This is a genomic window from Mucilaginibacter sp. P5_A6, from assembly GCF_056400585.1.
Genome location: NZ_JBFUKZ010000017.1, coordinates 57,068 through 82,013 on the forward strand (window position 1 = coordinate 57,068; position 24,946 = coordinate 82,013).

The 24,946-nt window shown below is 42.2% G+C and carries 22 protein-coding genes; 11 read left to right on the forward strand and 11 right to left on the reverse strand.

Features of this window, described 5'->3' with window-relative positions; translation table 11 throughout:
• The first annotated feature begins 856 nt into the window (after positions 1 to 856).
• The 5 genes from AC1DO4_RS17680 (at position 857) to AC1DO4_RS17700 (ending at position 6,292) form a co-directional block, all read left to right on the forward strand.
• The gene (locus AC1DO4_RS17680; RefSeq protein ID WP_477418166.1) at positions 857 to 2,854 is read left to right on the forward strand and encodes a M1 family metallopeptidase; all 1,998 of its coding nucleotides are present in this window, start codon (positions 857 to 859) and stop codon (positions 2,852 to 2,854) included.
• 137 nt (positions 2,855 to 2,991) lie between these two features.
• On the forward strand, positions 2,992 to 4,116 hold the full coding sequence (mqnC, locus tag AC1DO4_RS17685; protein WP_477418168.1) for a cyclic dehypoxanthinyl futalosine synthase: 1,125 nt from the start codon (positions 2,992 to 2,994) through the stop codon (positions 4,114 to 4,116).
• A gap of 92 nt (positions 4,117 to 4,208) precedes the next feature.
• Complete coding sequence (gene scpB, locus AC1DO4_RS17690; protein WP_477418170.1) at positions 4,209 to 4,760, forward strand: SMC-Scp complex subunit ScpB; 552 nt, start codon at positions 4,209 to 4,211, stop codon at positions 4,758 to 4,760.
• Positions 4,761 to 4,899: 139 nt separating this feature from the next.
• Positions 4,900 to 5,097, forward strand: a complete 198-nt coding sequence (locus tag AC1DO4_RS17695; protein WP_477418172.1) for a hypothetical protein — start codon at positions 4,900 to 4,902, stop codon at positions 5,095 to 5,097.
• A 76-nt stretch (positions 5,098 to 5,173) separates the two neighbouring features.
• A complete protein-coding gene (locus tag AC1DO4_RS17700) occupies positions 5,174 to 6,292 on the forward strand; it encodes a GNAT family N-acetyltransferase (RefSeq protein ID WP_477418174.1) in 1,119 nt (372 codons plus the stop codon).
• A 28-nt stretch (positions 6,293 to 6,320) separates the two neighbouring features.
• On the opposite strand, the gene AC1DO4_RS17705 is transcribed toward AC1DO4_RS17700, so the two are convergent.
• Positions 6,321 to 6,662 carry a helix-turn-helix domain-containing protein gene (locus AC1DO4_RS17705; protein ID WP_477418176.1) on the reverse strand — a complete coding sequence of 114 codons (342 nt, stop codon included), beginning with the start codon at positions 6,660 to 6,662 and terminating at the stop codon, positions 6,321 to 6,323.
• Between the two features lie 348 nt (positions 6,663 to 7,010).
• Between AC1DO4_RS17705 and AC1DO4_RS17710 the strand changes: the two genes are divergently transcribed.
• Together AC1DO4_RS17710 and AC1DO4_RS17715 are read left to right on the forward strand one after the other, a co-directional pair.
• Positions 7,011 to 7,418 carry an Rrf2 family transcriptional regulator gene (locus tag AC1DO4_RS17710; RefSeq protein WP_477418178.1) on the forward strand — a complete coding sequence of 136 codons (408 nt, stop codon included), beginning with the start codon at positions 7,011 to 7,013 and terminating at the stop codon, positions 7,416 to 7,418.
• 54 nt (positions 7,419 to 7,472) lie between these two features.
• Positions 7,473 to 8,117 (forward strand): NAD(P)-dependent oxidoreductase, encoded by a 645-nt coding sequence (locus tag AC1DO4_RS17715; protein WP_477418180.1) that lies wholly within the window; start codon positions 7,473 to 7,475, stop codon positions 8,115 to 8,117.
• A gap of 85 nt (positions 8,118 to 8,202) precedes the next feature.
• Here the strand turns inward: AC1DO4_RS17715 and prmA are convergent, their stop codons facing one another.
• The 6 genes from prmA to mce all read right to left on the reverse strand — a co-directional run bounded on the left by prmA (position 8,203) and on the right by mce (position 13,020).
• Positions 8,203 to 9,039, reverse strand: coding sequence for a 50S ribosomal protein L11 methyltransferase (gene prmA / locus AC1DO4_RS17720; protein ID WP_477418182.1), 837 nt, complete (start codon positions 9,037 to 9,039; stop codon positions 8,203 to 8,205).
• Positions 9,040 to 9,306: 267 nt separating this feature from the next.
• Positions 9,307 to 9,774 (reverse strand): hypothetical protein, encoded by a 468-nt coding sequence (locus AC1DO4_RS17725; protein ID WP_477418184.1) that lies wholly within the window; start codon positions 9,772 to 9,774, stop codon positions 9,307 to 9,309.
• 120 nt (positions 9,775 to 9,894) lie between these two features.
• The gene (gene tpiA, locus AC1DO4_RS17730; protein WP_477407830.1) at positions 9,895 to 10,659 is read right to left on the reverse strand and encodes a triose-phosphate isomerase; all 765 of its coding nucleotides are present in this window, start codon (positions 10,657 to 10,659) and stop codon (positions 9,895 to 9,897) included.
• A 147-nt stretch (positions 10,660 to 10,806) separates the two neighbouring features.
• Complete coding sequence (locus tag AC1DO4_RS17735) at positions 10,807 to 11,991, reverse strand: GlmU family protein (protein WP_477418186.1); 1,185 nt, start codon at positions 11,989 to 11,991, stop codon at positions 10,807 to 10,809.
• Positions 11,992 to 12,057: 66 nt separating this feature from the next.
• A complete protein-coding gene (locus AC1DO4_RS17740) occupies positions 12,058 to 12,306 on the reverse strand; it encodes a type B 50S ribosomal protein L31 (RefSeq protein ID WP_477394939.1) in 249 nt (82 codons plus the stop codon).
• A 315-nt stretch (positions 12,307 to 12,621) separates the two neighbouring features.
• Entirely contained in the window at positions 12,622 to 13,020 is a 399-nt protein-coding gene (mce, locus tag AC1DO4_RS17745) for a methylmalonyl-CoA epimerase (protein WP_477418189.1), read from the reverse strand.
• Between the two features lie 107 nt (positions 13,021 to 13,127).
• On the opposite strand from mce, the gene AC1DO4_RS17750 reads away from it, so the two are divergent.
• From AC1DO4_RS17750 to AC1DO4_RS17765, 4 genes are all read left to right on the forward strand, one after another.
• Positions 13,128 to 14,339 (forward strand): IscS subfamily cysteine desulfurase, encoded by a 1,212-nt coding sequence (locus tag AC1DO4_RS17750; RefSeq protein WP_477403399.1) that lies wholly within the window; start codon positions 13,128 to 13,130, stop codon positions 14,337 to 14,339.
• Between the two features lie 128 nt (positions 14,340 to 14,467).
• Entirely contained in the window at positions 14,468 to 14,881 is a 414-nt protein-coding gene (iscU, locus tag AC1DO4_RS17755) for a Fe-S cluster assembly scaffold IscU (RefSeq protein ID WP_090646927.1), read from the forward strand.
• A gap of 139 nt (positions 14,882 to 15,020) precedes the next feature.
• On the forward strand, positions 15,021 to 15,347 hold the full coding sequence (locus AC1DO4_RS17760; protein WP_477403396.1) for a HesB/IscA family protein: 327 nt from the start codon (positions 15,021 to 15,023) through the stop codon (positions 15,345 to 15,347).
• A gap of 180 nt (positions 15,348 to 15,527) precedes the next feature.
• On the forward strand, positions 15,528 to 16,751 hold the full coding sequence (locus tag AC1DO4_RS17765) for an IS4 family transposase (protein ID WP_477418191.1): 1,224 nt from the start codon (positions 15,528 to 15,530) through the stop codon (positions 16,749 to 16,751).
• A 567-nt stretch (positions 16,752 to 17,318) separates the two neighbouring features.
• On the opposite strand, the gene AC1DO4_RS17770 is transcribed toward AC1DO4_RS17765, so the two are convergent.
• The 4 genes from AC1DO4_RS17770 to AC1DO4_RS17785 all read right to left on the reverse strand — a co-directional run bounded on the left by AC1DO4_RS17770 (position 17,319) and on the right by AC1DO4_RS17785 (position 24,438).
• Positions 17,319 to 17,849, reverse strand: a complete 531-nt coding sequence (locus tag AC1DO4_RS17770) for an SRPBCC family protein (protein WP_477418193.1) — start codon at positions 17,847 to 17,849, stop codon at positions 17,319 to 17,321.
• Between the two features lie 431 nt (positions 17,850 to 18,280).
• Positions 18,281 to 21,406, reverse strand: coding sequence for a PVC-type heme-binding CxxCH protein (locus AC1DO4_RS17775; protein ID WP_477418195.1), 3,126 nt, complete (start codon positions 21,404 to 21,406; stop codon positions 18,281 to 18,283).
• Positions 21,407 to 21,496: 90 nt separating this feature from the next.
• A complete protein-coding gene (locus AC1DO4_RS17780) occupies positions 21,497 to 22,423 on the reverse strand; it encodes a hydroxypyruvate isomerase family protein (protein WP_477418197.1) in 927 nt (308 codons plus the stop codon).
• A gap of 89 nt (positions 22,424 to 22,512) precedes the next feature.
• Positions 22,513 to 24,438 (reverse strand): glycoside hydrolase family 127 protein, encoded by a 1,926-nt coding sequence (locus AC1DO4_RS17785; RefSeq protein ID WP_477418199.1) that lies wholly within the window; start codon positions 24,436 to 24,438, stop codon positions 22,513 to 22,515.
• Between the last annotated feature and the right edge of the window lie 508 nt (positions 24,439 to 24,946).

Below are 24,946 nucleotides of genomic sequence, written 5' to 3' on the forward strand. Positions count from 1 at the left end.
AAAAAAACAGAAGGGTCAACGGCTGTCATTTTATGCCATGATTCACGACAAGGTTTAGGGATGCTGATATTTTTAATTTGCGACATATCTAAGAAGCTGTCTAAATTTGATTTATTAATTTTTTTAACTTCTAATGAAGGCCATCTCCACGCGTCATTGTGAGGCACGAAGCAATCCCCGCCTTACAGAGTAGCTTTGTAAATCCGATCTGTATAGTTTGGGATTGCTTCGTACCTCGACGGTCTGTTTTTTTATTTTTAGACAGCTTCTAAGTTCCATTAAACTATGGTTTTTTGATTTATAACTTTTGTGGTTCTTAAATTGAGGCTAAAATTAGCCGGATTTGTGAGATAGGCGGATGATAAGTTTCCAATTAGTCCGGCTCTATATATCCCGATATAAATTGATTTTTCTTCAAAAAAGTGCATTTATAGTGAAAACAGGAACACTATATAGAAATTAACCAACAAAGAAAAAAGAAGTAAATCACTTTGCGTCTTTGCGCGAGATAAATTCAGATATCGAACTACAGTCCGCCAGCTTAATTTTAATCATAAGTTAATAATTGAATTTATAATGTTGATTATCAGTTACATAAGTGTTCCGGTCTTTGTTGGTTTTTAAAAAGCTTAAGTTGTTGATAATCAGCCACAATGCGTTTCAAAGCGTTCGGGTTGTTCCACTGCACTCAAATGGAACACTTAATAAATCAAATTTAAACAGCTTCTAAGTCAGTTTTCTATATGATGCGGTCAGATCAGGCTTTCCATAAATCTTTTTAATTTTTCGTATCATTTCCAAAGCAAAATAAAATTTCCGGGCATCCTTTGTATATTGCTGCCATTAAAGCATCCCCATGAAAATTAAATTTACAGGCTTAGTTTTACTTGCACTTTTGGCTGTTAATGCCCGGGCTCAAAGAAGAAAGATAAACCCCAGCGATACTACCTCAAACTACAATCCGGCAACAGCATTTTCGCCCCAGTTTTATAGCGAAAAGGGTAATGAATTTCACTCGGCCAATGGCGATCCGGGACCAAAATACTGGCAGAACAGGGCTAATTATAACATTAAAGTAACGCTGGATACCGTAAACAAAATCATTGATGGTACGGTATCGATAGATTATATCAACAACAGTCCCGATGAATTACAATACCTGTGGCTGCAATTAGATCAAAACACCTATAAAAAAGAAGCCCGCTCCAACTTTTTTACCGGCCGGGTGCCGGGCCCAAACCAACATACCAACGGTTATACCATAGAATCGGTGGCATTAGACCAGGGCGACATTGTTAAACAAATACCCTTTGTTATTACCGATACCCGGATGCAGGTACGCCTGCCCCATGCTTTGGGCAAAGGAGCCTTGCGCTTAAGGATCAAATACCATTATACCATTCCCGGCGATTTTGGCAACCGTACCGATTATGTAGATACAAAAAACGGCAAGATCTATGAAATAGCCCAATGGTTTCCGCGCATGCGTGTTTATGACGATAGCCGGGGCTGGGATACCCTGCCGTTTTTAGGAGCCGGCGAGTTTTACCTGGATTATGGCGACTTTGATTACCAGATTACCTTACCCTGGGATATGATAGTAGCCGGATCGGGCGAATTGGTAAACCCTAAGGAAGTGCTTACAGCTAAGCAAATTGCCCGTCTGGATGAAGCCCGTAACAGCGACAAAACCATCATGATCCGCAGCCTGGCCGAGGTGACCGATCCGTCAAGCCGCCCGGTAAATAAAAGCACGCTTACCTGGCATTATAAAATGCTTAACACCCGCGATGTTGCCTTTGGTGCATCAAAAGCTTATATATGGGATGCCGCAAGAGTAAATTTACCCGGCGGTAAAAAATCGCTTGCAATGTCAGTGTACCCTGCAGAGAGCGTTGGCGCCGATGCCTGGAACCGGGCTACCGAATATTTGAAAAAGTCGATTGAGTATTTTTCAGAAAAATGGTTTGTTTACCCCTATCCCGTTGCCATTAACGAAGCCGGTATTGCAGGTGGCATGGAATACCCCGGCATTGTATTTGACGGCATTACCGATAAAGGCAAAGAACTTTATTGGGTAACCGCTCATGAAATTGGTCACAATTGGTTCCCGATGATCGTAGGATCAAACGAGCGCCGCTTTGGCTGGATGGATGAAGGGTTTAACACCTTCATAGATATTTACGCGTCTGATGCCTTTAATAAAGGCGAGTACGCACCAAAACGTGATGGCGAGTATGCGCCCGGCGGCGGCAACCCTGCCGATGAGATCATCCCGATTTTAACTGACGCCGGCTCGCCGCCCATTATGACAGCTGCCGATGCCACACCCGAGAAATATCGCCATCCATTAGTGTATTTTAAACCAGCATTCGGGCTGGTTTTACTGCGCGAGCAGATATTGGGTAAAGACAGGTTTGACTATGCCTTCCGCAACTACATCAGCAAATGGGCCTATAAACATCCGCAGCCGGATGATTTTTTCAGGTCGATGGAAAACGGGGCTGGCGAAGATCTGTCCTGGTTTTGGAAAGGCTGGTTCTATAACAACTGGGTTAGCGATATTGCTATTATAGATGCCAAAAATGTAGTTAGTGATGCCACTAAAGGGGTAAAAATAACCGTTGTGAACAAGGAACAACTACCTATGCCATTTACCGTAGAGATAAAATATAAAGACGGCAGCAAAAAGCGCAGCTATCTGCCGGTTGAAACCTGGATGCAGCGTAAAGTGGTCACCGTTACCTTACCAGCCACACAGGATGCTGAAAGCATAACCATAGACCCGGATAATGCTTTGCCTGATTTGAACAGGGGGAATAATAGTGTGAAGGTGAGCCCCCCAACCCCCTAAAGGGGGAGTTTCTGATTTGCAATTAACCTCGTTTATTATTGCTCCCCCTTCAGGGGGGCTGGGGGGCTTCTCATTAATTTGTCAATCTTAGCCCTTACATTAATCTTTTAATAACCTAAAGCTTTATCTTTGTTAACATGAACACAGCCGATCTGTTGCAACGCGCTTTGCGGTTTGATTTTTTAACCCAGGATGAAGGCGTTTACCTATATAACAACGCATCCACTGCCGACCTCATGTACACCGCCAACGAACTGCGTAAAAAGCAGGTTCCGCACGGTAAGGTTACCTGGCAGATAGACCGTAACGTTAACACCACCAACGTTTGTATAGCCAATTGTAAGTTCTGTAATTTTTTCCGCAGGCCCGGCCACGAGGATAGTTACATTACAGATATTGAGACTTATAAGAAAAAGATAGAGGAAACTTTCCGCTACGGCGGCGATCAGCTGCTATTGCAGGGCGGTCATCACCCTGATTTAGGGCTGAAGTTTTATACCGACCTGTTCAGCGAACTGAAGCAGCTATACCCTAAATTAAAACTACACTCTTTAGGCCCGCCCGAGATTGCACACGTAGCTAAGCTGGAAGGCATGAGCCATATTGATGTGCTGCGGGCCATGAAGGAATCCGGCTTGGATTCACTGCCCGGCGCGGGTGCCGAGATCCTGAACGACCGTGTGCGCCGCCTGATATCAAAAGGCAAATGCGGCGGCAAGGAGTGGCTGGATGTAATGCGTGCGGCCCATCAATTGAATTTGCCGACATCTGCCACTATGATGTTTGGCCATATTGAAACCATTGAAGAACGTTTTGAGCACCTGGTTTGGATTCGCGAGGTACAGGCAGAAAAGCCTGAAGGACATTATGGTTTTGTGGCCTTTATCCCATGGCCTTTTCAGGATGATGGTACCCTGTTGCGTAAGGTACGCGGTATCACCAATAATGTAACCGGCGATGAATACATCCGCATGATAGCGCTTAGCCGCATTATGCTTCCCAATATTAAAAACATACAGGCCTCATGGCTTACCGTTGGTAAACAGGTAGCACAGCTGTGCTTACATGCCGGCGCTAACGATTTTGGGTCGATCATGATCGAAGAGAATGTGGTTTCGGCTGCAGGGGCTCCGCACAGGTTCACTGCAAAAGGCATCCAGGAATCTATCATCGAAGCCGGTTTTGAACCACAGCTACGCACCCAAAAATACGATTGGCGCGATGTGCCTGTAGAAATTGAAGAACAGGTTATTAACTATTGATTGGTGAGTGGTGAGTAGTGAGTGGCGAGTTTTTGCTTGTTAACTTAACCAACCACTCACTACTCACTACTCACCACCCACCATTCACAAAAATGGAACATTACATAGAAGCACTCATTTTCGCGTCAGAACAAGGTATCCGTATGGAGGAGATCATGTATTGTTTGCAGGCTGCTTTTGAACGCGATTTTAATACAGATGAGGTAAATGAAAGCCTTAAAGCCATCGAACTAAAATATAGTGACGATAAACTGGCCATCGAATTGGTAAAAGTGGGTAATGGGTACCAGTTTTTTACCAAAAAGCAATACCATCCTGTTATTAACCTGTTGCAGTTACAGCGATCAAAAAAAAGATTAAGCCAGGCCGCGCTGGAAACCCTGGCCATCATCGCCTACAAGCAGCCGGTTACCAAAACTGATGTAGAGCAGATCCGCGGTGTAAACTGCGATTATTCGATCCAAAAACTGCTGGAAAAAGAGCTAATAGCTATAATTGGGAAGTCGGAAGCCTTAGGGAAACCAATACTTTATGGCACCAGTGGCTTATTTATGGATTATTTCGGCATCAACAGCATACAGGAATTGCCTCAGATTAAAGATTTTACCAGTAATTCAATCGCTATAGGCGAACAAACAGAATAATTTTAATTTCATCTTTTTAATAAAAATGAAATTGATTATTTTTACTATTGGATAAGGAAATAAAAGTCTCAAAAAAATTCTTGCTTTTTATCCGATTTAAAGTATTATTGACAAAGTTTTACAAATAAAATCCGTTACAATGGGAGCGCCAAAAAAACCGATTACTAAGAAGATCGACAATTCCGAAGATGACAATGAAGACGATGATGATCTGATTCTCGACTCAAAAACAAAGAAAAAGGTTGATGACGACGATGATGATTTTGATGGCCCGTTAGATGATGATCTGGGCAGGGGATTTGATTCTTTTGACGAAGAAGATGACGACGATTATTAATCCTTAAAGAAACATATTCTATTTGTAAAGCATTCAGCACATGCCCTGAATGCTTTTTTTTATATTTAGCCCTCCTATGATCATAACAGAAGTAAAAGATAAGGCATCAAAAAAAGCATTTTTAAACGTAGCGCGTATTCTTTATAAAGATGACAAAAACTGGGTTTGCCCGCTTGATAATGATGTGGAGGCGGTATTTGATCCGGCTAAAAACAGCTTTCACCAGGATGGCAAATGTACCCGGTGGATACTTACAGACCATAACAATAAGCCAATTGGCCGGGTAGCGGCATTTATAAATAACAAAAAAGCCTACCATTACCAGCAGCCAACAGGCGGTATGGGTTTTTTTGAATGTATAGATAATAAAGAAGCGGCTTTCCTGCTATTTGATACCGCTAAAAACTGGTTGATGGCTAATGGCATGCAAGCCATGGACGGACCTATAAATTTTGGCGAGAATGATAATTTTTGGGGATTACTGGTTGAGGGCTTTACGCATCCCTCCTATGGCATGAACTACAACTTTGCATATTACAGAGGCTTTTTTGAGGAATATGGCTTTAAAACCCTGTATGAGCAGATCACCAACCACCTGGATGTGCACAAACCATTTTCGGAGCGGTTCACCAAAATTGCCAACTGGGTTATAAAGAAGCCTGGTTATGATTTCAGGCATTTTGAGGTGAAGAAAATGGAAAAATTCGCTGCTGACTTTATCGAAATTTACAATGATGCCTGGCGCGATTTTGAGAATTTTGTACCGATTACCCATGCCACCATTGCCGAAAGCTTTGAGAAAATGAAACCATTGATGGACGAAAAGCTGATATGGTTTGCCTACATCGATAATGAACCCGCAGCATTCACCATCATTTTGCCCGATGCCAACCAAATGCTTAAACCCTTAAACGGCAAACTCAACCTGATAGGTAAGCTTAAATTTTTATATTACCGCTGGAAGGGCGTATCCCGGATGAGGGCTATAGTGATGGGAACCAAGCAAAAATACCAAAAACACGGGCTCGAGTCGGCCATCTTTATTAAACTAAAAGAATATGTTTTACCTTTAAAGCAATACGATGAGTTGGAACTATCGTGGGTGGGAGATTTTAATGAGAAAATGATTGCTATTCACGCGGCCGTTGGCGCTACATTTGGCAAAAAACACTTAACAATGCGTTGCACATTTTAACCAAGCCCGGTTGCAGCCGGGCTTAAATTCATGCAATAGCCTTTGAGTGTCGAAGCTCTTCAAACAACTCAATCACTTTTTTCTGCAGATCGATAACCTCAGTTTCACGATCCATTAACCGTTTGTTAACAGTTTCCAGTTCGTTAACAAATTTCTGATCCTGTTCGGCATCATTAAATGTAAGCAACTGAACTACTGTCATTTCAAACAAGGTTGCAATTTGCTCAAGCCTTGATAAGTTAATATCAGTAATCCCCGTCTCAATCTTTGAGAATGCAGGAATGGAAATATCCAACCGCTTTGCAACATCTTCCTGGCTCCACCCTTTTTGATGACGTAGCAGTCTGATTTTTTTTCCAAGTGTCTTCATGTAATTGAAATAAATAATAAAGGTTTCGCAAAAGTTAATTATTTTACAATAATATTTATTATCACGCTAATTATCAACTAATTTGCATAATATTTTTTTCAAAGTGCACATAAATAAAACAATTAGGGTTTAGCTGGGTTTTAGACGAATAAATGAGCCCTACTGATGACTTTTCAAGCATTTTAACTCTTAATTAATCCGCGTTCTTTGTTAGTCACCACGATGTTGGGTAACTGTTTCCATCTCGCAAACCATCATTTAACTGTAATTAAAAAAATAACAGTTAAAAAATTCTTGCATATACCATAAACAAGTTTACCTTTGTACTGTAATATTAAAAATTACAGAATGAACGGACAATTTCAAATAGCGGTACACATCCTCACCCTGCTTAGCAAGCAGCCGGATGAGCTGTTATCGTCCGATTATATTGCCGGCAGCATCAACATTAACCCGGCACTTGTACGTAAGGAGATCAGCAACCTGCGTAAATATGGGCTTATTGATAGTAAAGAAGGCAAAACCGGTGGCTATACCTTAAAATTACCTTCTCAAAAAATACTTTTGAGCGATGTATACCAGGCTGTAAAAGTTCAACCTGCTTTGGGGCAGGCAAAAAACAAGCCTAATCCCGATTGCCTGGTAGGTAAACAGATTAATCAGCATTTGGATGCATTAGCCGGGGAAGTTGATACCATTATATTTGATAAATTAAAGACCATTACCCTGGCCGATTTTAGCGACCGGTTCGAATAAAAAAAATTTAAACAAAACTGTAACAAATTTAATTACAATATAAAAACAACAATTATGAAATTAGCACTGATAGGCGCCACCGGCTTTGTAGGCAAAGCGGTATTAAACGAAGCATTGCAACGTGGTTATGATGTAACCGCTATAGCACGCGACCCGCAAAAAGTAGATGCAGCAAGCGATAAAGTTACACCTAAAGCTGCTGATGTATTTGATACCGCATCCCTTGCTGCCGTGCTTGAAGGTCATGATGCTGTGGTAAGCGCATACAATGCCGGCTGGGCTAACCCTAACCTTTACGATGATTTTATAAAAGGTTCAGAAGCTATTCAGCAGGCTGTAAAACAAGCCGGCATTAAACGCTTATTGGTTGTTGGCGGTGCCGGTAGTTTATACGCTGCTCCGGGCTTGCAATTGGTAGATACGCCACAATTCCCTGCCGAGTGGAAAGCCGGTGCTACAGCGGCCCGTGATTATCTTAATACCCTTAAAAAAGAAGATGAGCTCGACTGGACATTTTTAAGCCCTGCTATACACCTACATCCGGGCGAGCGTACCGGCAAATTCCGTTTAGGCACCGATGAGCCCGTATTTAACGAAAAAGGTCAACACGAAATTACTGTGGAAGACCTGGCTGTAGCTATTTTAAATGAATTGGAAAATAACCAGTTTGTGAAAAGAAGATTTACGGTGGGGTATTAGCCCCACCCAAACCCTCCCCGGAAGGGAGGGCTTTCAACTTTCTCAAGTCTCCCCTTCCGGGGGAGATTTAGAGGGGGCCGGCTTTTTACTTTATAAACTTAGCCGCCACCCATTCCTTATCTTTTTTATGGATGATGTATTTCAGGCCGTATTTGCGGGCTTCATCGGTAATGATATCCAGATCGGGAGTTTCATAAAATCCGCTGAAATAGATCTCGCCATCGGGTTTTAGCACCTCGGCATAACGTTCCATCTGGTCTATAAGAATATTGCGGTTGATATTGGCCAATATGATATCATATTGCTCATCGGGGATCGTTTCTTTTGAGCCGCAAAGCGGTATGATATTGTCAATATTATTTAGCGCGGAGTTTTCGATGGTACTCTCATAGCACACCAGGTCGTAATCAATAGCAGTAACCTGTGCAGCGCCAAGTTTAGATGCCATGATAGCCAGGATGCCGGTACCGCAACCCATATCAAGCACGTTTTTCCCGTTATAATCGTTCTCCAGCATCAACTCCAGCATCATCGATGTAGTTTGATGATGACCGGTACCGAAAGCCATTTTGGGGTCGATCACAATCTCATACGGAAATTCGGGCCGGGCGGGATGAAAGGTTGCCCTTACATAAATCTTATCACTAATCGCAATCGGTTCAAAATTACGTTCCCATACCTCATTCCAGTTTTTTTGCGGAATAAGGGTTATCTCATAACTAAAGGTAAACAATTCTTGGTACGGTAATAATTGCTCTATTACCGTTGCCTCATCAAAATCATCCTCCGGTATATAGGCTTTAAACCCAAAATCCAGCTCTTCAAAAGTATCAAAACCAATTTCGCCTAAAGCGTTGATCAGCAGGTCCTGCTGGTAATCTTCGGTAGTTATGATGGTAAAAAATAGTTCGTAGTAGTTCATAAGATAATGTTTTTACAACACGTTATTGCCGCTCCTCTCCTCCGGGGAGGGCTTTAAAAACCATGTCATTATAAGAGCTAAAATCCGGTAACTCTGAAGGGGGAATGACAAATCGGCGAAAGACTTACGAAGTTTTTAAAACTTCGTAAGTCTGGGATTCTACAACTTGTCATGGGTAGGTACGAAGCAATCGCAAACTATGCAGATTCGCTTTGTAAAGCCTGTGATTACTTCGTATTTGCCTATGACAAGCTGTTTTTCCTGTTTTTATTCTTCCTGCACAGCCGCTTCTTCAACAACCTTCTTTTTCAATGTAACCGTCTTCCCGGTAACTAAAAACATAATAAAAAAATTAACGGCCCAATAAGCCAGCTGAATGAGCAGCATAATTGTAGTAAGCCCGGTTAGATTACCGTACCCCGATTGCTCATCCCAGATAGCGTAAGCCACCCCTCCCGCTGCACCTGCACAAACGATAGCAACCATAATAAAAGTGACCAGCGCTGCTGTTGCAGACCGTAGCACAAAAGCCTCCCAAACCGGAACAATAATTATCCATTGCGTTAATATGGCAACAATAAAATACAATGGCCAGCAATAATAAAAACAGGCCATAAAAGCATGCACATTGCCCTCTCCCATATCGCTTAACTGCATAGTACGGCCCAGCGCGCTAACTATTACAAAAGCAGCAAAGCCCATAAAAGCAATTAAAGGCGGGAGAAAAACTTTCATATTTTAGATGCGAGCTATTAGATGTGAGATTTGAGATTAGCCTCAAATCCCACCTATCTAACATCTGTTGCCTATTTCTGTTTGATCTAAAAAACCCGACAAGCGCGGCTCATCTCCTATCTAATTAAACGCCTTGATGATATCCACAAAATCACGTGATTTCAGGGATGCCCCACCTATAAGGCCGCCATCAATATCGGGCTGGGCAAATAGTTCGGCGGCATTTTTTGGGTTACAGCTGCCTCCGTATAAAATGGTAGTGCTATCAGCAACATCCTGGCCGTATTTTGCAGCAATTTCTTTACGGATAAATTCATGAATTTCCTGTGCCTGTGCCGATGAAGCAGTTACGCCTGTACCAATAGCCCAAACCGGTTCATAAGCCAAAACCAATTTTGAAAAATCAGCAGCTTCTAAATGGAACACGCCTTCAGCAAGCTGTGATTTAATCACATCAAAATGCTGGTTTGCTTCGCGCTCCTGCAAAGTTTCGCCGATGCAAAAAATAGGGCGAAGATCATGTTTCAATACGGTATCAGTTTTTTTAGCCAGCAACTCATTGCTTTCGCCAAAATACTGGCGGCGCTCTGAGTGACCAAGAATAACATAAGCTGCGCCGATAGATTTGATCATCCTGGCAGAGATTTCGCCGGTATAAGCGCCACTTTCGGCCTGGTGGGCGTTTTGCGCACCTACCGATACTTTATTGTAACCTTTTGCTAATTGTACCAGGCTGTTGATATGGATAAAAGGGCTGCAGATAACCGCTTCCTGGGTGCCGGTAACTTCGTCTTTAACCATGTTGATGATTTCGGTAAATACGCCTAAACCTTCATTATAGTCAAGATTCATTTTCCAGTTTCCGGCAACAATTTTTTTTCTCATGATTTTATATTTTAGTTGATTATGTGAGTGGTTGATTGGGTAGAATGTTGGCTTGGTGAGTGGTTGATTAAGTTGATTAGGTGAGTGGTTGCAGGTTTACTGCACCGCCCGTTTAAACCATTCACCTAATCAACCAGTAACTACTCACTAAAAACGCCTGTACTCTTCTGTTAATTCAAATACTTTTTGCAATATTTCCTGTTCCACTACGCTAAATTCACGGTGGTCGCGGCGGTCAAATACTTTCCGGGCGGTCTCAAACATTTTACTGATCGAGTATACCTCAAAACCCTGTGCTCCTCCCCATGAAAAATCGGCTATAAAATTACGCGGGAAGCCGGCGCCAAACACATTGGCGCTAACCCCTACTACCGTACCGGTATTAAACATGGTATTGATGGCACATTTGGCATGGTCGGCCATAATGAGTCCGCAAAATTGCAGGCCGGTTTTGCGAAAACGCTGTGTATCGTAATCCCAAAGCCGCACTTCGGCATAATTATTTTTAAGGTTGGAGTTGTTGGTATCGGCACCAATATTACACCATTCGCCTAATACAGAGTTACCTAAATAGCCCTCATGCCCTTTTGACGAATATCCCCAGATCACCGCATTGTTCAGCTCGCCGCCTACCCGTGAGTATGGGCCTACTGTAGTTGCACCGTAAATCTTCGCACCCATTTTTACCTGCGAATGTTCGCAAAGCGCAAAAGGACCACGGATATGGGTGCCTTCCCAAATTTCGGTATTGGCTGATAAGTATATTGGCCCGTTGGTTGTGTTGAATGTAGAACAATCGGCAACCGCGCCCTCTTCGGCAAAAAAACCATCACCAATAATGATATTGGTTGAACCTATTGCAGCACTTGTACGGCCTTTGGTAAGCAATTGAAAATCTTTCCGGAGCTCAATATCATTCTTCCTGAAAATATCTTCGGGATAGCGGATAAATACAAACAGGTTGGTGTATGCCGTAACCTTATCAAACTTTGCAGCAGCATCAAAACTTTCGGCATCAGCCTGGTTAAGTTTTACAGCCAGCAGCTGATCGTTATACTTTAGCGCTTCGCCGGTTTGCAGCTTTTCTATAGCCTCCAGCAGGTTCTCGTCGGGGCAAACCGCACCATTAATAAATAAATTATCGGCCTCAATTTTTGCAGGGAATTTGGCCTGTAAATAATCAAGCGTATAAAAAGAAGTATTGGCATTTAAATGCCTGGCCCACTTTTCTGCAATGGTAAGGATACCTATGCGCATATCGGCCACGGGCCGGGTATAGGTAAGCGGTAGCAGTGTTTGGTGTGCGTTATCGTCAAAAAGGATAATTCCCATGGAACAAAAATAAAAAAAGTCCCGGCTGCAAAGCCGAGACTTGTAAATATTTAATTAAACAGGAAATTACTTCTTGTTGTAACGTGTACGGAATTTATCGATACGACCTGCAGTATCAACCAGTTTCATTTTACCGGTATAGAAAGGGTGCGAAGTGTGCGAAATTTCTAATTTGATCAGTGGATACTCGTTACCGTCTTCCCATTTAATGGATTCACGTGTATCGATGCATGATTTAGTCATGAAAGCATAGTCGTTTGACATATCTTTAAACACAACTAATCTATAGTTTGATGGATGCAGATCTTTTTTCATTATATATAAACTTATCTTCTGTAGTCTTTAAAAGAGGCGCAAATGTAATAAAATAATTCAAAATTCAAAAGGCAAAAGTAAAAAGATTTGCAGGATGGGGTTTGGTGCGGGGATCGTGGTGCGGGTTGCGGGTTTTTTGAACGTGTATTGTGTGTGAGTGCTTACGCTTTTCCTGAAACATATAGCCAACCGTCATTGCGAGGTACGAAGCAATCCCTAACTATACAGAGCAGACTATTAAGGTTCGCTCTGCTTATCGGGGATTGCTTCGTACCTCGCAATGACGGTCTGTTTTATTTATTTTAAAACAGCTTCTTACATGCTTTGACAAAGCTCAATCAGCACCCCATTAGCACTTTTAGGATGAACAAAACAAACTAACTTGTTATCTGCACCTCGTTTAGGTTCCTCATTCAGCAAAACAAACCCTTCACTTTTCAGCCGCTGCATTTCGGCAACTATATCATCTACCTCAAAAGCGATATGATGAATCCCCTCCCCTTTTTTGGCAATAAATCTGGCTATCGGGCTATCGTCATTTAAAGCTTGCAGCAACTCAATTTTATTGGGGCCGGTTTGTAAAAAAGCGGTGAGCACGCCTTCGCTTTCAACCGTTTCGGTTTTATAAACCGATGTGTTCAATAGCTTTTGGTAGATGCTGCCCGCAAGGTTAACACTGTTAACCGCTATACCTATGTGCTCTACTTTATTCATGTCCAAATATTGTAAATTAATAGTCAGCTTTAATAATTTGCGAATGTTTTTAGCTGAAATTCAATTAAAACTTGCTTATCTTTGTCATTGTTAATATATCATAGAACATGAATATCCCAATTTATTTAGATAATAACGCTACAACACCAATGGATCCGCGGGTTTTGGAGGCAATGTTACCTTATTTTACCACAAAATTTGGTAATGCAGCCAGCCGTAACCATCCTTTTGGCTGGGTAGCCGAAGAAGGTGTTGATTATGCACGCGAGCAGGTGGCCAAATTAATTGGTGCCAATGAGAAAGAAATAATTTTTACTTCGGGCGCTACAGAATCAGATAACCTTGCTATCAAGGGTGTTTTTGAAATGTATAAAGACAAAGGCAACCACATTATAACTACCGTTACCGAGCATAAAGCAATTCTTGATGCCTGCAAACACGTTGAAAAATTAGGCGCCAAGGTTACTTATCTTCCCGTTAAAGAAGACGGCCTGGTTGACCTTGCTGTTTTAGAAGCAGCCATGACCCCCGAAACCATACTGGTATCGGTAATGTATGGCAACAACGAAATCGGCGTTATTCAGCCTATAAAAGAAATATCTGCTATCGCCCACAAATATGGCGCGCTGTTTATGACAGATGCTGTACAGGCGGTTGGTAAAATACCTGTTGACGTTAATGCTGATGGTATTGACCTTTTGGCATTATCGGCACATAAAATATACGGCCCTAAAGGCGTTGGCGCATTATACGTTCGCCGTAAAGGACCAAGGGTTAAAGTAACAGCACAAATGGATGGCGGCGGTCACGAGCGTGGTATGCGCTCTGGCACGTTAAACGTACCAGGTATTGTTGGTTTGGGTAAAGCCTGTGAGCTTTGCGGTTTAGAAATGGAAAGCGAAGCAAAACGCTTATCGGCTTTACGTGATAAACTGGAATCGGCATTAACCGTACTGGAAGAAAGCTATGTTAACGGAAACGTTGAACACCGCTTACCACATGTAGCCAATATCTCGTTCAAATATGTTGAAGGCGAAGGCTTAATGATGGCGATGAAGGACTTGGCTGTATCATCAGGCTCGGCCTGTACATCAGCTTCGTTGGAGCCATCATATGTACTGAAAAGCCTGGGCTTATCAGACGATCTGGCACATTCATCAATCCGTTTTGGCCTGGGCCGCTTTACTACCGAAGAGGAAGTTGATTACGCTGTTGAAGTAACCAAAAAAGCGGTTACTCACCTGCGCGAACTTTCACCACTTTGGGAAATGTTTAAAGAAGGCATCGACCTTAACTCAATTGAGTGGGCAGAACATTAATTGATTTGAAGATTTGGTAATTTGAAGATTTGAAAATTACCAGGTTCAATTAATAACAGTACTTAAATAAATAAGGGATCTGAATCATTTTCAAATCCTCAAATTTTCAAATTAAAAAATTAAGAAAAATGGCATATTCTGATAAAGTAATTGATCACTACACCAACCCCCGCAATGTGGGCACTTTGGATAAAAGCAGCCACAAGGTAGGTACAGGCCTGGTTGGTGCTCCGGAATGCGGCGACGTTATGCGCCTGCAGATTGAGGTGGATGATAACAACGTTATTACCGATGCAAAATTTAAAACTTTTGGTTGCGGTTCGGCAATCGCTTCTTCATCTTTAGCTACAGAGTGGTTAAAAGGCAAAAGCATTGATGATGCTATGAAGATAGACAACATGGATATTGTTGAAGAACTGGCCCTTCCACCGGTAAAAATCCACTGCTCGGTTTTGGCAGAGGATGCAATTAAAGCAGCAATTAACGATTTCCGCGTAAAAAACGGCCTGGAAGCAATTGCAAGCGAAAAAGTACATCATTAATAAGATTTGAGATGTTAGATATGAGATTTGAGATCCCATATCTGGCGCAGATTTTTAAATGGTGTGTTGTTTAATAGATTGAGTTGGGTTTGTGGCAATTGATCTCAAATCTAAAATCTCATATCTCAAATCTAAAAAAATGGTAACCATAACTGATAAAGCGAAAAGTAAAATAGAACACCTGATGCAGGATTCGGGGCTTGATGCTTCTTATTTTCTGCGGGTGTCTGTACAGGGAGGTGGTTGCTCTGGTTTATCATATAATCTTGATTTTGATAACGAAGAAAAAAAGGGCGACCAGTTTTTTGAAGACCATGGGATCCGAATTGCTTTGGATATGAAATCATTCCTGTACCTTGCCGGTACCGAGCTTGACTTCTCTGACGGTTTAAACGGAAAAGGCTTCAATTTCCATAACCCCAACGCCAGTCGTACCTGCGGTTGCGGCGAAAGTTTCTCTGTCTAAAATTTACTATGAATCATATTCAAAGAGGCGCCATGTTGGCACGAATGGTCGGAAGATTAATCTTCCGACTTTTTTTGTTTATGGACGGGTTGTTTTTTTTATTTAACTATCTGATTATCAATTATTTATTTGTTTTTCTCATTGATTTCAAGTATATTAAATGCTGTAAATCAATGAGATATGGCCATTTTTAAAGATCATAGTATCACCGTAAAACAGCTCTTAGGCTTTATTCCTGAAGCATTGATAGCAAATTTGTCGCTCACAACCAGGATCGATCGTTATGCAAAGGTTTTGCATGGTAATAAGTTATTTTCTTTGCTGCTCTATGGCATTTTGGATAATGACAGGCTTAGCCAGAGAAGCCTTGAGGACACGTTCAATGATTCGGTATTCAAGATGCTTTTTAACCTTGATGAAGATGAAAAGGTGCGCCGGAGTTCCATCTCGGAAAGATTGTCTAAAGTTGACCCGGATTATTTCAGGCAGATCTACGAATTTATCTATGAGCAGTTTTCTGCGGCTTATACTTTAACGGAAAGAAAGCAATACAACCTGATCCGGGTAGACAGTACAATAGTTAGTGAAACCGCCGGAAAGTTATCCGAAGGCATCGCTCTTTCCGGCAGCAGTAAGAAAGCGGTCAAATACAGCCTTGCTTTTGATGGCATTCTGCCTGGACTGGCCCAGGTATTTACCAGCCCAAACTATGGCAATGAAGACAATGCCTTGCCGGAAGTAGTAATGGCGCATGTTAAGAAAGAACCGGGGCATCAGAATATCTATGTTTTAGACAGGGGGCTTCAATCTACCCGGACAATGAAAGCTTTCAGTGAAAGCGAGATAAACTTCATCTGCCGCGCAAAGGAGAACAGGAAGTTCGAGTTAGTAGAATCGCTGATCGCCGAAGGGCAGGATATGGATATGGGGGAATCTATTTTGCTCAGAGATAGCATTGTCCGGCTTTATACAGGTATGCCTGTAACCAATAAACGAGGGAATAAACATTACATAGAAATACTGGTGGATCGCCCTTTTCGCCTGATCATTGTAAAAAGTAAATCTGATGAGGGTAAAGAGTACTGGTTGTTAACCAATGAGTTCGGCTTATCGGCCAAAGAGATTGCCCAGGCCTATCGCAGGCGTTGGGACATCGAGGTGTTTTTCCGGTTCCTCAAACAAGAACTCAACGTATCTCACCTGGTTTCCCTTAATCAAAATGGACTGCAGGTTATGTTATATATGACATTGATAACCAGCTTGCTGGTGTTGATCTACAAAAAAGGGAATAAACAGGGCTATAAAACTTCCAAAAGACGATTTGCTATGGAAGTCAGAGACCTGGCAATCGCTCTGATCGTTATACAATGCGGCGGTGATCCAGGCCTCTTTTTTAAAACATAAAAAATGGCCGGAATTTCTTCCGACCATTCGTGCCATGTTGGCGCCTTTTTTTGTTTTGAGGTTTTTTAGACATGACACTTTAAAAGGTCTGTCATCCTGAACGTAGTGAAGGATCTATTGGCAGACTGTACAGGGCGATGAGGCATGGCGAATAATAGATGCTTCACTACGTTCAGCATGACAAAAGGCTTTTTTTTCAAACACGGCATGGGTAATTCTGAAGGGGAAATGATGTTGCTAAAAGGGCTGTCATGCCGAGTGGTAAAATCCGGGGACTCTGAAGGGGAAATGACGTATATCGCATGGCAGCGAGTCGACTCACCCCGACGAGGCTACGCCCGTCTGCCCCTCTCTCCGACTGCGTCGCATAGAGGGGCAATAAAACAAAAATTGGAGCTTAACCCTCTTTGCGGAGAGGGTCGGCCAGCATAGCGTAGCCGGGGTGAGTCGTGGCCAGCGTTTAAGCGTATGTTTGTAAAACCGAACACGTCATGGTTGCTCGTTTCACTGTTAGTCCATATGAAGCACAAATGCCAAACGCGTTTAGTTGTATTATATGCGTTGTGTTTATTGTTCCAGAATATTTTTCAAAGTCGATAAACTGATATCCATATCTTTCGCAACATGTTTTTCCATCATTGGTATCATCATGTTTACCGGATATTTCAATGTACCGGCATTGCTCCAGGTTACTTTGGTTTTATTGTCGGCTAAAGCTTCCATTTCCATAATAATGCGGGCACTGGTTACCATTGGTTTTACAAAACGAATTTCCATCTCAACCCTTTTCCCTTCAATAATGTTCATAATTTCCTTTTCTCCTACACCGGCATTTTTATCTCCGCTCCAGGCATAAATAAATCCAACCGTTCCGTCTGTTCCTTTGAATTCTGCATTCCTATCGGGGGCGGCCATCGCGTGTTTGTTAAATTTGTCCTGGTTTTTGAGCAGTTTTAAATAGTCGAATACTTTTTGCCGGGGCGCGTTGATAATAATTTCGCTATTCACATAATGTTCCTTCTTCATCAAAAGCGCAATAATTAACAGCAAAGCAATAATGCCTCCTATTACAAGTAAAATGATGATTAAAATATTCATGATTATTTTTTTATTGATGGTTTGGGCTGTGTCCGAATCAGTTAGCACAACTATCGCTGCTTACAAAAATTCAAGCGACATTAATGCTTTGTATAAAGCTACATCATTTCCTCAATATCAATCATTCTTATTGCCAACTAATACACAAGAAGCCGACGGAATTCAATGCAACCCGAATCTCAAATCTAATATCTCACATCTCAAATCTAATCTGGGCGTACGCTGCGGGTATACAAAAACACCCGGATGAAATTAACATCCGGGTGTTGCATATTTATTACTTTGCATGGCGTTTACCTGTCAGCAGGCCACAAGGCTGGGCCTTGTAGCAGCGAAAAGACCTTGTGATAGCTGGGGACCGCATATCTTCCGTCCTTAAGTTGCAGAGGGCTAACATTATGGCCCTTAGGCAGGCTACTGCTTTATTTGTATTATCTTTTCTTTTTCAAAGAGGCAAGGAACGTAAGTAGATCCGCGAATTCTTGTTTTGACATTGTTTGATGTAGGCCGGCCGGCATCATAGAGGTTGACACTTTTTTTATTTGCTTAACATCATTGGTTTTTATTTTCTGAACAGAGCCTCCAGGGTATTTCAATTCGATATCTGTCTCCGTCCGGCTCGAAATAATCCCCACCAGGGTCGATCCATCTTTCATAATAAGTTGTGAGGTCTCATATCCAAAATTAATACCTGCAGAGGGGTTAACAATAGCATCAAATAATCCTTCCTGTGGTAATTTCGCACCTATTTCTGATAAATTAGGTCCAAATTCAAAACCAGCTTTATTAACTCTATGACATACGGAACAGGTTCTGAGGAAAACGGCATTTCCTTTCAGTGCATTTCCTTTTAAAGCAAGTAAGGCATTAAGATTAGCAGAAGGCATCCTGGTTTTAGCAGTTTTGGCAACATCGGTTTTGGATAAAAAGGCTTTTGCTTTGTCCAATGTGCTTTTTCTGAGTGTTCCGCTCAAGCCTGCAACGGCTGGCGTAATTAAACTCTGAGGCAATTTTTTTCCCTGGAGCATTTCCAGAACGCGGTCTTCCCCATTTTGGCTTTTACCCAGCGTTTGAATCGCTTTTTGACGAGTGGATATGCTGTACTGGTTTGATAAAATCACCTTTGACAGGATAGCTGTTGATTCATTGTTGCCTATTGCACCAAGTACTGCTAAAACATTGGACGTCTTTTTCTGATCTTTACCTTTAATCACATTTAGGAAGCGAGGGTCTTCATTGGCTTTAAGTAATAGCCTTGCCGCATCGGCCCCGATTCCTCCGCTCTGATATCCTCCGTTACTCTGAATACCATTGGATTTTACCAGATCCATCAATTTATCGGCTTCTGTGGTAATATTATATTGTTTTACCATATCAACAAAATCCTGTGTTCCAGTGTATGAATTTAAAACCTGTTTCACCTGTTGCTGAGATACAGGTGAACCTGATATATCCTGAGGATTTAATGACTTCAATATTATCGCACTTAATTTCAAATCTTTACCATTATTCTCTTCTAATAATTTAACTAAAGCTTTGGATTTCTCAGCTTCTGGATAAAAGTCAAAAGCTCTGAGATATCTCAAACGGGATTTTAACGGAACACCTGCATCTTTAGCCAGCTTTACCAGATATGGAAGCGCGGTATTTGTTCGGGCCCGCCAGACTATATCTCTGCCTCCGGCTGTTAATAAAGGATCCGGTACTATGTTCAGGTAGGCTGCAAAGAATTGGTCCCATTGCTTGTCGGCCCCGATACCCAGTGCCTCTAAATACCATTTGTCATTGCCATCATGTTTCGCTGCAAGTGCCGCCCATATCGTCGCGGCTTCCGGTTCATTCCGATGCCGTAACGCAATCGCACAATCGCGCCTTACCTGTGCGTCTGGATCATTTACTAAAGCTCCTGCAAGTTTAAGCACATTGGTATTTACTTCTCTTGCCGCCCTCAGCCCGGCTATCCTTAAATCAGGGTTAGGATTGTTGATGGCTTCGGAAAGATATTTTGTGGCCTTTGTTGATTTTGAAAGCACCCATAGGGCCCGGGCACGCATACGGGGATTGGGCGACGTTGCCCATAACTTTTCCAGCTCCGCTATTGCTGATTCTCCCATGCCGGTTAATGCTACGAAAGCATGCCTGCGAACGTCGAGATTTGGATTTTGCAAGGCAATGACTGCACCCTTCGGAGTGGTATAATCCTGTTCAGGTATTTTATAGGTCGCTTTCATATTTTCCGGAACAACCCGGTATATGCGACCACGCTGAAGATCCCCCACCCGATGTCCGCCAACGCCAGGATCATACCAGTCGGCTACAATTAAAGAACCATCCGGAGCTGTACAGACATCTGCCGGGCGAAACCATTGGTCCCTATCGCCATTAAGCATGTTGAGGATACCGGCAGTATATCCCGCGCCAGCTTTTTGAACAGGATAGGCCCGAACAACATTATGTCCCGGTTCGGCATGGATCATCCCATTTTGAAACTGCTGCGGTAACAGCGTCCCTTCATAAAAAATCATTCCGGTAGGGGAACCGGAACCTGTTTGTAAAAGATTGGGAATAACACCCGGATCATTTTGATGCCAGTGACGAAGCGGGATCGAATCTTCCATGTTAATGCGTTTAGCAGTCCAGCCCGCACCGGTTACTTCATCGGTGTAGCCATAATTTCCATATTCCATAACGTAATTGATTCGTACTCCTTTATTCCCGTCATCATCATTATCACTTTGCCATATATTTCCATAACTATCTACCGCCGATTCGTATTCGTTTCTGAAATTATGGCCCAGGCATTCCACATGAGTACCGTCAGGATCACAACGGAATAGCATTCCTTCTTTGTATTTTTTAGGTCCTATCTCATCACCATCCTGATCCAATACGACCTCATTATTTTTATCTCTGAGGGTTTTACCAGCATTCCCAAAATTGAAATATAGTTTACCATCCGGGCCAAATGCGAAGCTGTGCATCCCATGATCATGTTGTATACCACCTATCCCCTGGAATAGTATTTCTTTTCGGTCGGCTTTACCATCATTATTGTCGTCATAAAAAGCCCAAACATATGGGCTTTGCGATATCAATACCCGGTTACCTAATACGCACACACCTAAAGGTGCATTAACCTCGGGGCCCTGATAAAACACCGTGCTTGTTTCCAAACTTCCATCTCCATCCTTATCGTCTAAAATTACTATGCGGTCGCCTGCCTCTTTAGGTTTGTTATGATTAATCTCAAACCGGTAATTATAGGCCTCCGTCACCCAAACCCTTCCTTTTTCATCCACGTCGATATTGGTAGGGTTAATCAACATGGGTTCGGTTGCCATAGTTTCAACACGCAGACCAGGCGCCACGTCGAGCTCCTTCAAGCCATTTTTAGCCAAATGTTTTTGTGTTTCAGTGAGCGGCGTATCAATCGTAGCCAAATTATACGATGAGTGTTTTTCAGAAATATTGGTAAAGGCCCCCAATGCTACTAACAAAGGAATCGCCGCCACTGAGCCACTTATTAGTAAAAAACGTTTTCTTTTATTGTTGTCCATTTCTATGTTTTCTTTTATTGTTGCTCATTTCTATATTTTCTTTTATTGTTGTCCATTTCTATTATAAAAATACTCAGTTCTTCCTGTTGCCTAAATGAAACTATCAGCTTCGCGATATGCTTTGATCAAAGCAAGCTCGCCTGCTTTGCCAGCACCCGCATTGCCGTGTTCCATGCCTACCACTCCCTTGTATCCTTTATCATAAATAAATTTGAATATATTTTTGTAATTAATCTCGCCGGTACCGGGTTCGTTGCGGCCAGGATTATCGCCAACCTGGTAATAACCTATTTCATCATAAACCCAATTAAGTGTAGGGATAATGTTGCCCTGGTTGCGTTGTATATGGTACATATCGTACAAGATTTTGCAAGATGGACTGCCTACTGCCTTGCAAATAGCATAAGCTTGATCGGGGGTACGTAAAAAAAGGTCGGGGTTGTCGCTAAGGGGTTCCAGCACCATGATCAGGCCATGGGGTTCAATAATGGCTGTTCCTTTTTTGATAGCTTCAATTACATTACCTGTTTGTATGCCAATAGGCAGGTTGCGTACAAAATCTCCGGGAACGACGGTAACCAGTTTACCATTGATACGTTTGGCTACTTCAACCGCTTCCTTACAGCTGGCAACAAACTTATCAATATGTTCCGCTTTGCCTGATGCTAATAGGTTAGAATCATTGCCTAAACCAGGTTGTACAAAAACGCCCATGGACATACCCAATTTGGCCAGTGTATCTCCAATCTTTTTTTGCTGATCAACTGGCCGCCCACCCATCCAGTTATCTTCGATACTTCGAAATCCCTGCTCGTAAGCAAACTTAATTTGATCAATAAAATCGCCACCCGCATGGTTTTTAAACATGCCATCATGTATGCCATAATTTAAATTAAAAGGTTTGCCGTTACCAACATTTGTGGTCCTGGCATTTGCTGAATTTGATTTTAAAAGTCCGGTTGTTAATATTGATGCACCTGCCAGTACAGAGTTTTGAACAAAGTTTCTGCGTTTCATAGAACTTATTTTTATTTTAATTGGTTGGGTTTTATTTTAATTGGTTGGGTAAAAGTGGAATACCGGCATTTCACATAATTGTAGTTGGGTCATTTCAAGTTCCAATAGAGTACATAGCGCTGCTTATCAATTTCGTAATAGGGAATAAGTGTAATAGGCCTGGCCGCCACATCTTTGGTTTTGAAGATAAGCTGCTTCCCCGTCGCTTGTGTTAGCCAGTCAGTCAATTTCCGGTCTTTAACGCTTAGTGAACTGATAACGTCTTCAGGGATATTATAATTTACAAAGTCCAGCTGGTCCTTAGCAAAAGGTGCAGGCGGGTTTATTCCGTTGGTGCCCATATCCCCCGCCAGCAACAATGGGCCGTAAGCGATTGCGGCCACCTTTGCATCATCGTTTGCCGGGATCAATCGCAATGACATGGGAAAATTAACAACCACTTTGTCGCCGGTTTTCCATACTCTTTTTAACTCAATATAACTGCCGGGCTTTTCTGATATTTTAACTGCTTTACCATTTATTGTAATCGTAGCACCTGACGTTGCCCAATGCGGATATCGGATATATAACGAAAAGGGAATCCGCGACGGCGCTTCCTTTACGGTAAGGTTAGTCACGCTTTCTTCGGGATAGCGGGTTTGTTGAACTATTTTAAAGCCTTTCTCGCCCCAGTTCAATTCCGATGGGATAAACAGGTTAACATAAACGCCATTATCCGTGTGGTAATAAATACTTTCGGCATATTTAGCATGATTTTCAAAACCCGTGCCCACGCAACACCAAAAGGAGTCGTCGTGTGAACTATAGGTCTTGAACAAACCGGGCTTTAGGGATTGTAAATAGGTTACCATACCAGTCCCCGCTTCCTGCGATGGCAATATATGGTTATATAAAGCGCGTTCGTAATAATCTGCATACTTTACGTCTGCTGTCCAGGTAAACAAGTGGCGTGTCAGTTTTAACATATTGTAGGTGTTGCAGGTTTCGGTGGTAGTGGCTGTAATATGTTTCGAGATTTGATCAGGAGTAAAGAAAAATTCCTGATCGCTGTTACCACCGGTTGCAAAGGTATGGTGATTGATAACCGTTTGCCAAAAAAATTCAGCAATCGTTTTTAGCGTGTCATCATGTGTAAGTTCATATCCGCGCGCTGCACCTATTATTTTAGGGATTTGGGTATTAGCGTGAACCCCCGCGAGTTTATCTTCCTTATTTGCTAAAGGGTCCATAATAGCGTGATGATAAAAAAGTTCTGCTAATTTTTTGTCGTTCCTGTTTCCTGTTATGGCATACAAATTATAGGCAACTTCACTCATTCCGCCAAACTCAGTTTTCTCCATGGTGGCCAATTGCTGAGGCGTTAAAGGCTCAAGTTTATGAAAAGCCCATCCGCTCATCCTTTCTGCAATATCCAAAGCCTGCTTGTTGCCTGTATACAGATACATATCGGTTAGCCCTGCCATCACTTTGTGAATAGTATACCAGGGTGCCCACACCCACTCACCCTTAATCGCCCGGTTGATAAATTGTTTTGGGAAAGCACTTAGGTAACCACCTTCATCCAAAACCTGCTGGCATTCGGCAAGTGCTGTCACCAACGAATCGGCTTTTTGTTTGTAAACTATTTCACCCGTTGAAGCATACATCAACGCAAGGCCCGAAAGTATATGGCCCATAATATGTCCGCGTAACTCACAATTTGGTGATTCCCATCCACCCAGGGGTTTGGCATTGGATGCGATACCGGCATTTAACCGCCAGGTATGCAACAAGCTTGCGTTACTAATGCTCAACATCCATTTGGCATCGCGTTCCATGTTTTGTTTGAAACGGCTGTCTAATAACCTTACATCCTGTAAATTAAAGCTTTGTGCCTTTGCGGCGACTTTAAGCCGGCTGGTCGGCTTTATTTGATACTGGCCGATATATTGTGAAAAAGCCGGCTTGCAAATGAGCATAACGGTAATAAAATGGCCGGCGATTACGATAGTTTTAAGTATTGCTTTTTTTTTCATATTGCAAATTTAGTAACAGGTGTTATACCGACCTTTTATGAGTGCTCTTCTCTTCATGAATTTCGGCTTTAGTAAATGCCGGATAACTTTTTAAATGACTGTGCTTATAATTGGTTTGGCATTCTATATAAACGCCTTTTTCGGAATCATCAAATTTAGGTTGAAAGAAACATCAGAATGTAAGCAAATTAGCTTTTTTTTTATACAAATCCGACTTTTTAATAGTTAATACTTTCATATACATACGCATATAATTACTGGAATTGCACTTATCAATACGCCCCGTTGGCGCACGTGTGTAATCATGGCGTACGCCGCCGGTAGAAACGGCGCCAGGCTATCCACTCTGGAGTTGTCTCCAACAAAACCTTCGGAGAATAATGTTCAATCAACCATTGATGTTTCTGCTATCAACTGGCATCGGCTTGTTGGAGACAAACCCCAACAAGGGCCGAGCGTAATTTCTTGTTTGTCGTAAGCCAGTGTTATCGTCTTCGCTTTGTTGGAG

Excerpts from the sequence above, each read along its gene's own strand:
- AC1DO4_RS17765 (WP_477418191.1), top strand. The coding sequence starts at position 15,528 with ATGGCCATTTTTAAAGATCATAGTATCACCGTAAAACAGCTCTTAGGC.
- AC1DO4_RS17725 (WP_477418184.1), bottom strand. The coding sequence starts at position 9,774 with ATGAAAGTTTTTCTCCCGCCTTTAATTGCTTTTATGGGCTTTGCTGCT.
- prmA (WP_477418182.1), bottom strand. The coding sequence starts at position 9,039 with ATGAACTACTACGAACTATTTTTTACCATCATAACTACCGAAGATTAC.
- AC1DO4_RS17740 (WP_477394939.1), bottom strand. The coding sequence starts at position 12,306 with ATGAAAAAAGATCTGCATCCATCAAACTATAGATTAGTTGTGTTTAAA.
- iscU (WP_090646927.1), top strand. The coding sequence starts at position 14,468 with ATGGCATATTCTGATAAAGTAATTGATCACTACACCAACCCCCGCAAT.
- AC1DO4_RS17710 (WP_477418178.1), top strand. The coding sequence starts at position 7,011 with ATGAACGGACAATTTCAAATAGCGGTACACATCCTCACCCTGCTTAGC.
- AC1DO4_RS17700 (WP_477418174.1), top strand. The coding sequence starts at position 5,174 with ATGATCATAACAGAAGTAAAAGATAAGGCATCAAAAAAAGCATTTTTA.
- AC1DO4_RS17785 (WP_477418199.1), bottom strand. The coding sequence starts at position 24,438 with ATGAAAAAAAAAGCAATACTTAAAACTATCGTAATCGCCGGCCATTTT.
- AC1DO4_RS17695 (WP_477418172.1), top strand. The coding sequence starts at position 4,900 with ATGGGAGCGCCAAAAAAACCGATTACTAAGAAGATCGACAATTCCGAA.
- AC1DO4_RS17750 (WP_477403399.1), top strand. The coding sequence starts at position 13,128 with ATGAATATCCCAATTTATTTAGATAATAACGCTACAACACCAATGGAT.
- mce (WP_477418189.1), bottom strand. The coding sequence starts at position 13,020 with ATGAATAAAGTAGAGCACATAGGTATAGCGGTTAACAGTGTTAACCTT.
- AC1DO4_RS17705 (WP_477418176.1), bottom strand. The coding sequence starts at position 6,662 with ATGAAGACACTTGGAAAAAAAATCAGACTGCTACGTCATCAAAAAGGG.
- AC1DO4_RS17780 (WP_477418197.1), bottom strand. The coding sequence starts at position 22,423 with ATGAAACGCAGAAACTTTGTTCAAAACTCTGTACTGGCAGGTGCATCA.
- AC1DO4_RS17715 (WP_477418180.1), top strand. The coding sequence starts at position 7,473 with ATGAAATTAGCACTGATAGGCGCCACCGGCTTTGTAGGCAAAGCGGTA.
- tpiA (WP_477407830.1), bottom strand. The coding sequence starts at position 10,659 with ATGAGAAAAAAAATTGTTGCCGGAAACTGGAAAATGAATCTTGACTAT.
- AC1DO4_RS17770 (WP_477418193.1), bottom strand. The coding sequence starts at position 17,849 with ATGAATATTTTAATCATCATTTTACTTGTAATAGGAGGCATTATTGCT.
- AC1DO4_RS17760 (WP_477403396.1), top strand. The coding sequence starts at position 15,021 with ATGGTAACCATAACTGATAAAGCGAAAAGTAAAATAGAACACCTGATG.
- AC1DO4_RS17680 (WP_477418166.1), top strand. The coding sequence starts at position 857 with ATGAAAATTAAATTTACAGGCTTAGTTTTACTTGCACTTTTGGCTGTT.
- AC1DO4_RS17735 (WP_477418186.1), bottom strand. The coding sequence starts at position 11,991 with ATGGGAATTATCCTTTTTGACGATAACGCACACCAAACACTGCTACCG.
- AC1DO4_RS17775 (WP_477418195.1), bottom strand. The coding sequence starts at position 21,406 with ATGGACAACAATAAAAGAAAACGTTTTTTACTAATAAGTGGCTCAGTG.
- scpB (WP_477418170.1), top strand. The coding sequence starts at position 4,209 with ATGGAACATTACATAGAAGCACTCATTTTCGCGTCAGAACAAGGTATC.
- mqnC (WP_477418168.1), top strand. The coding sequence starts at position 2,992 with ATGAACACAGCCGATCTGTTGCAACGCGCTTTGCGGTTTGATTTTTTA.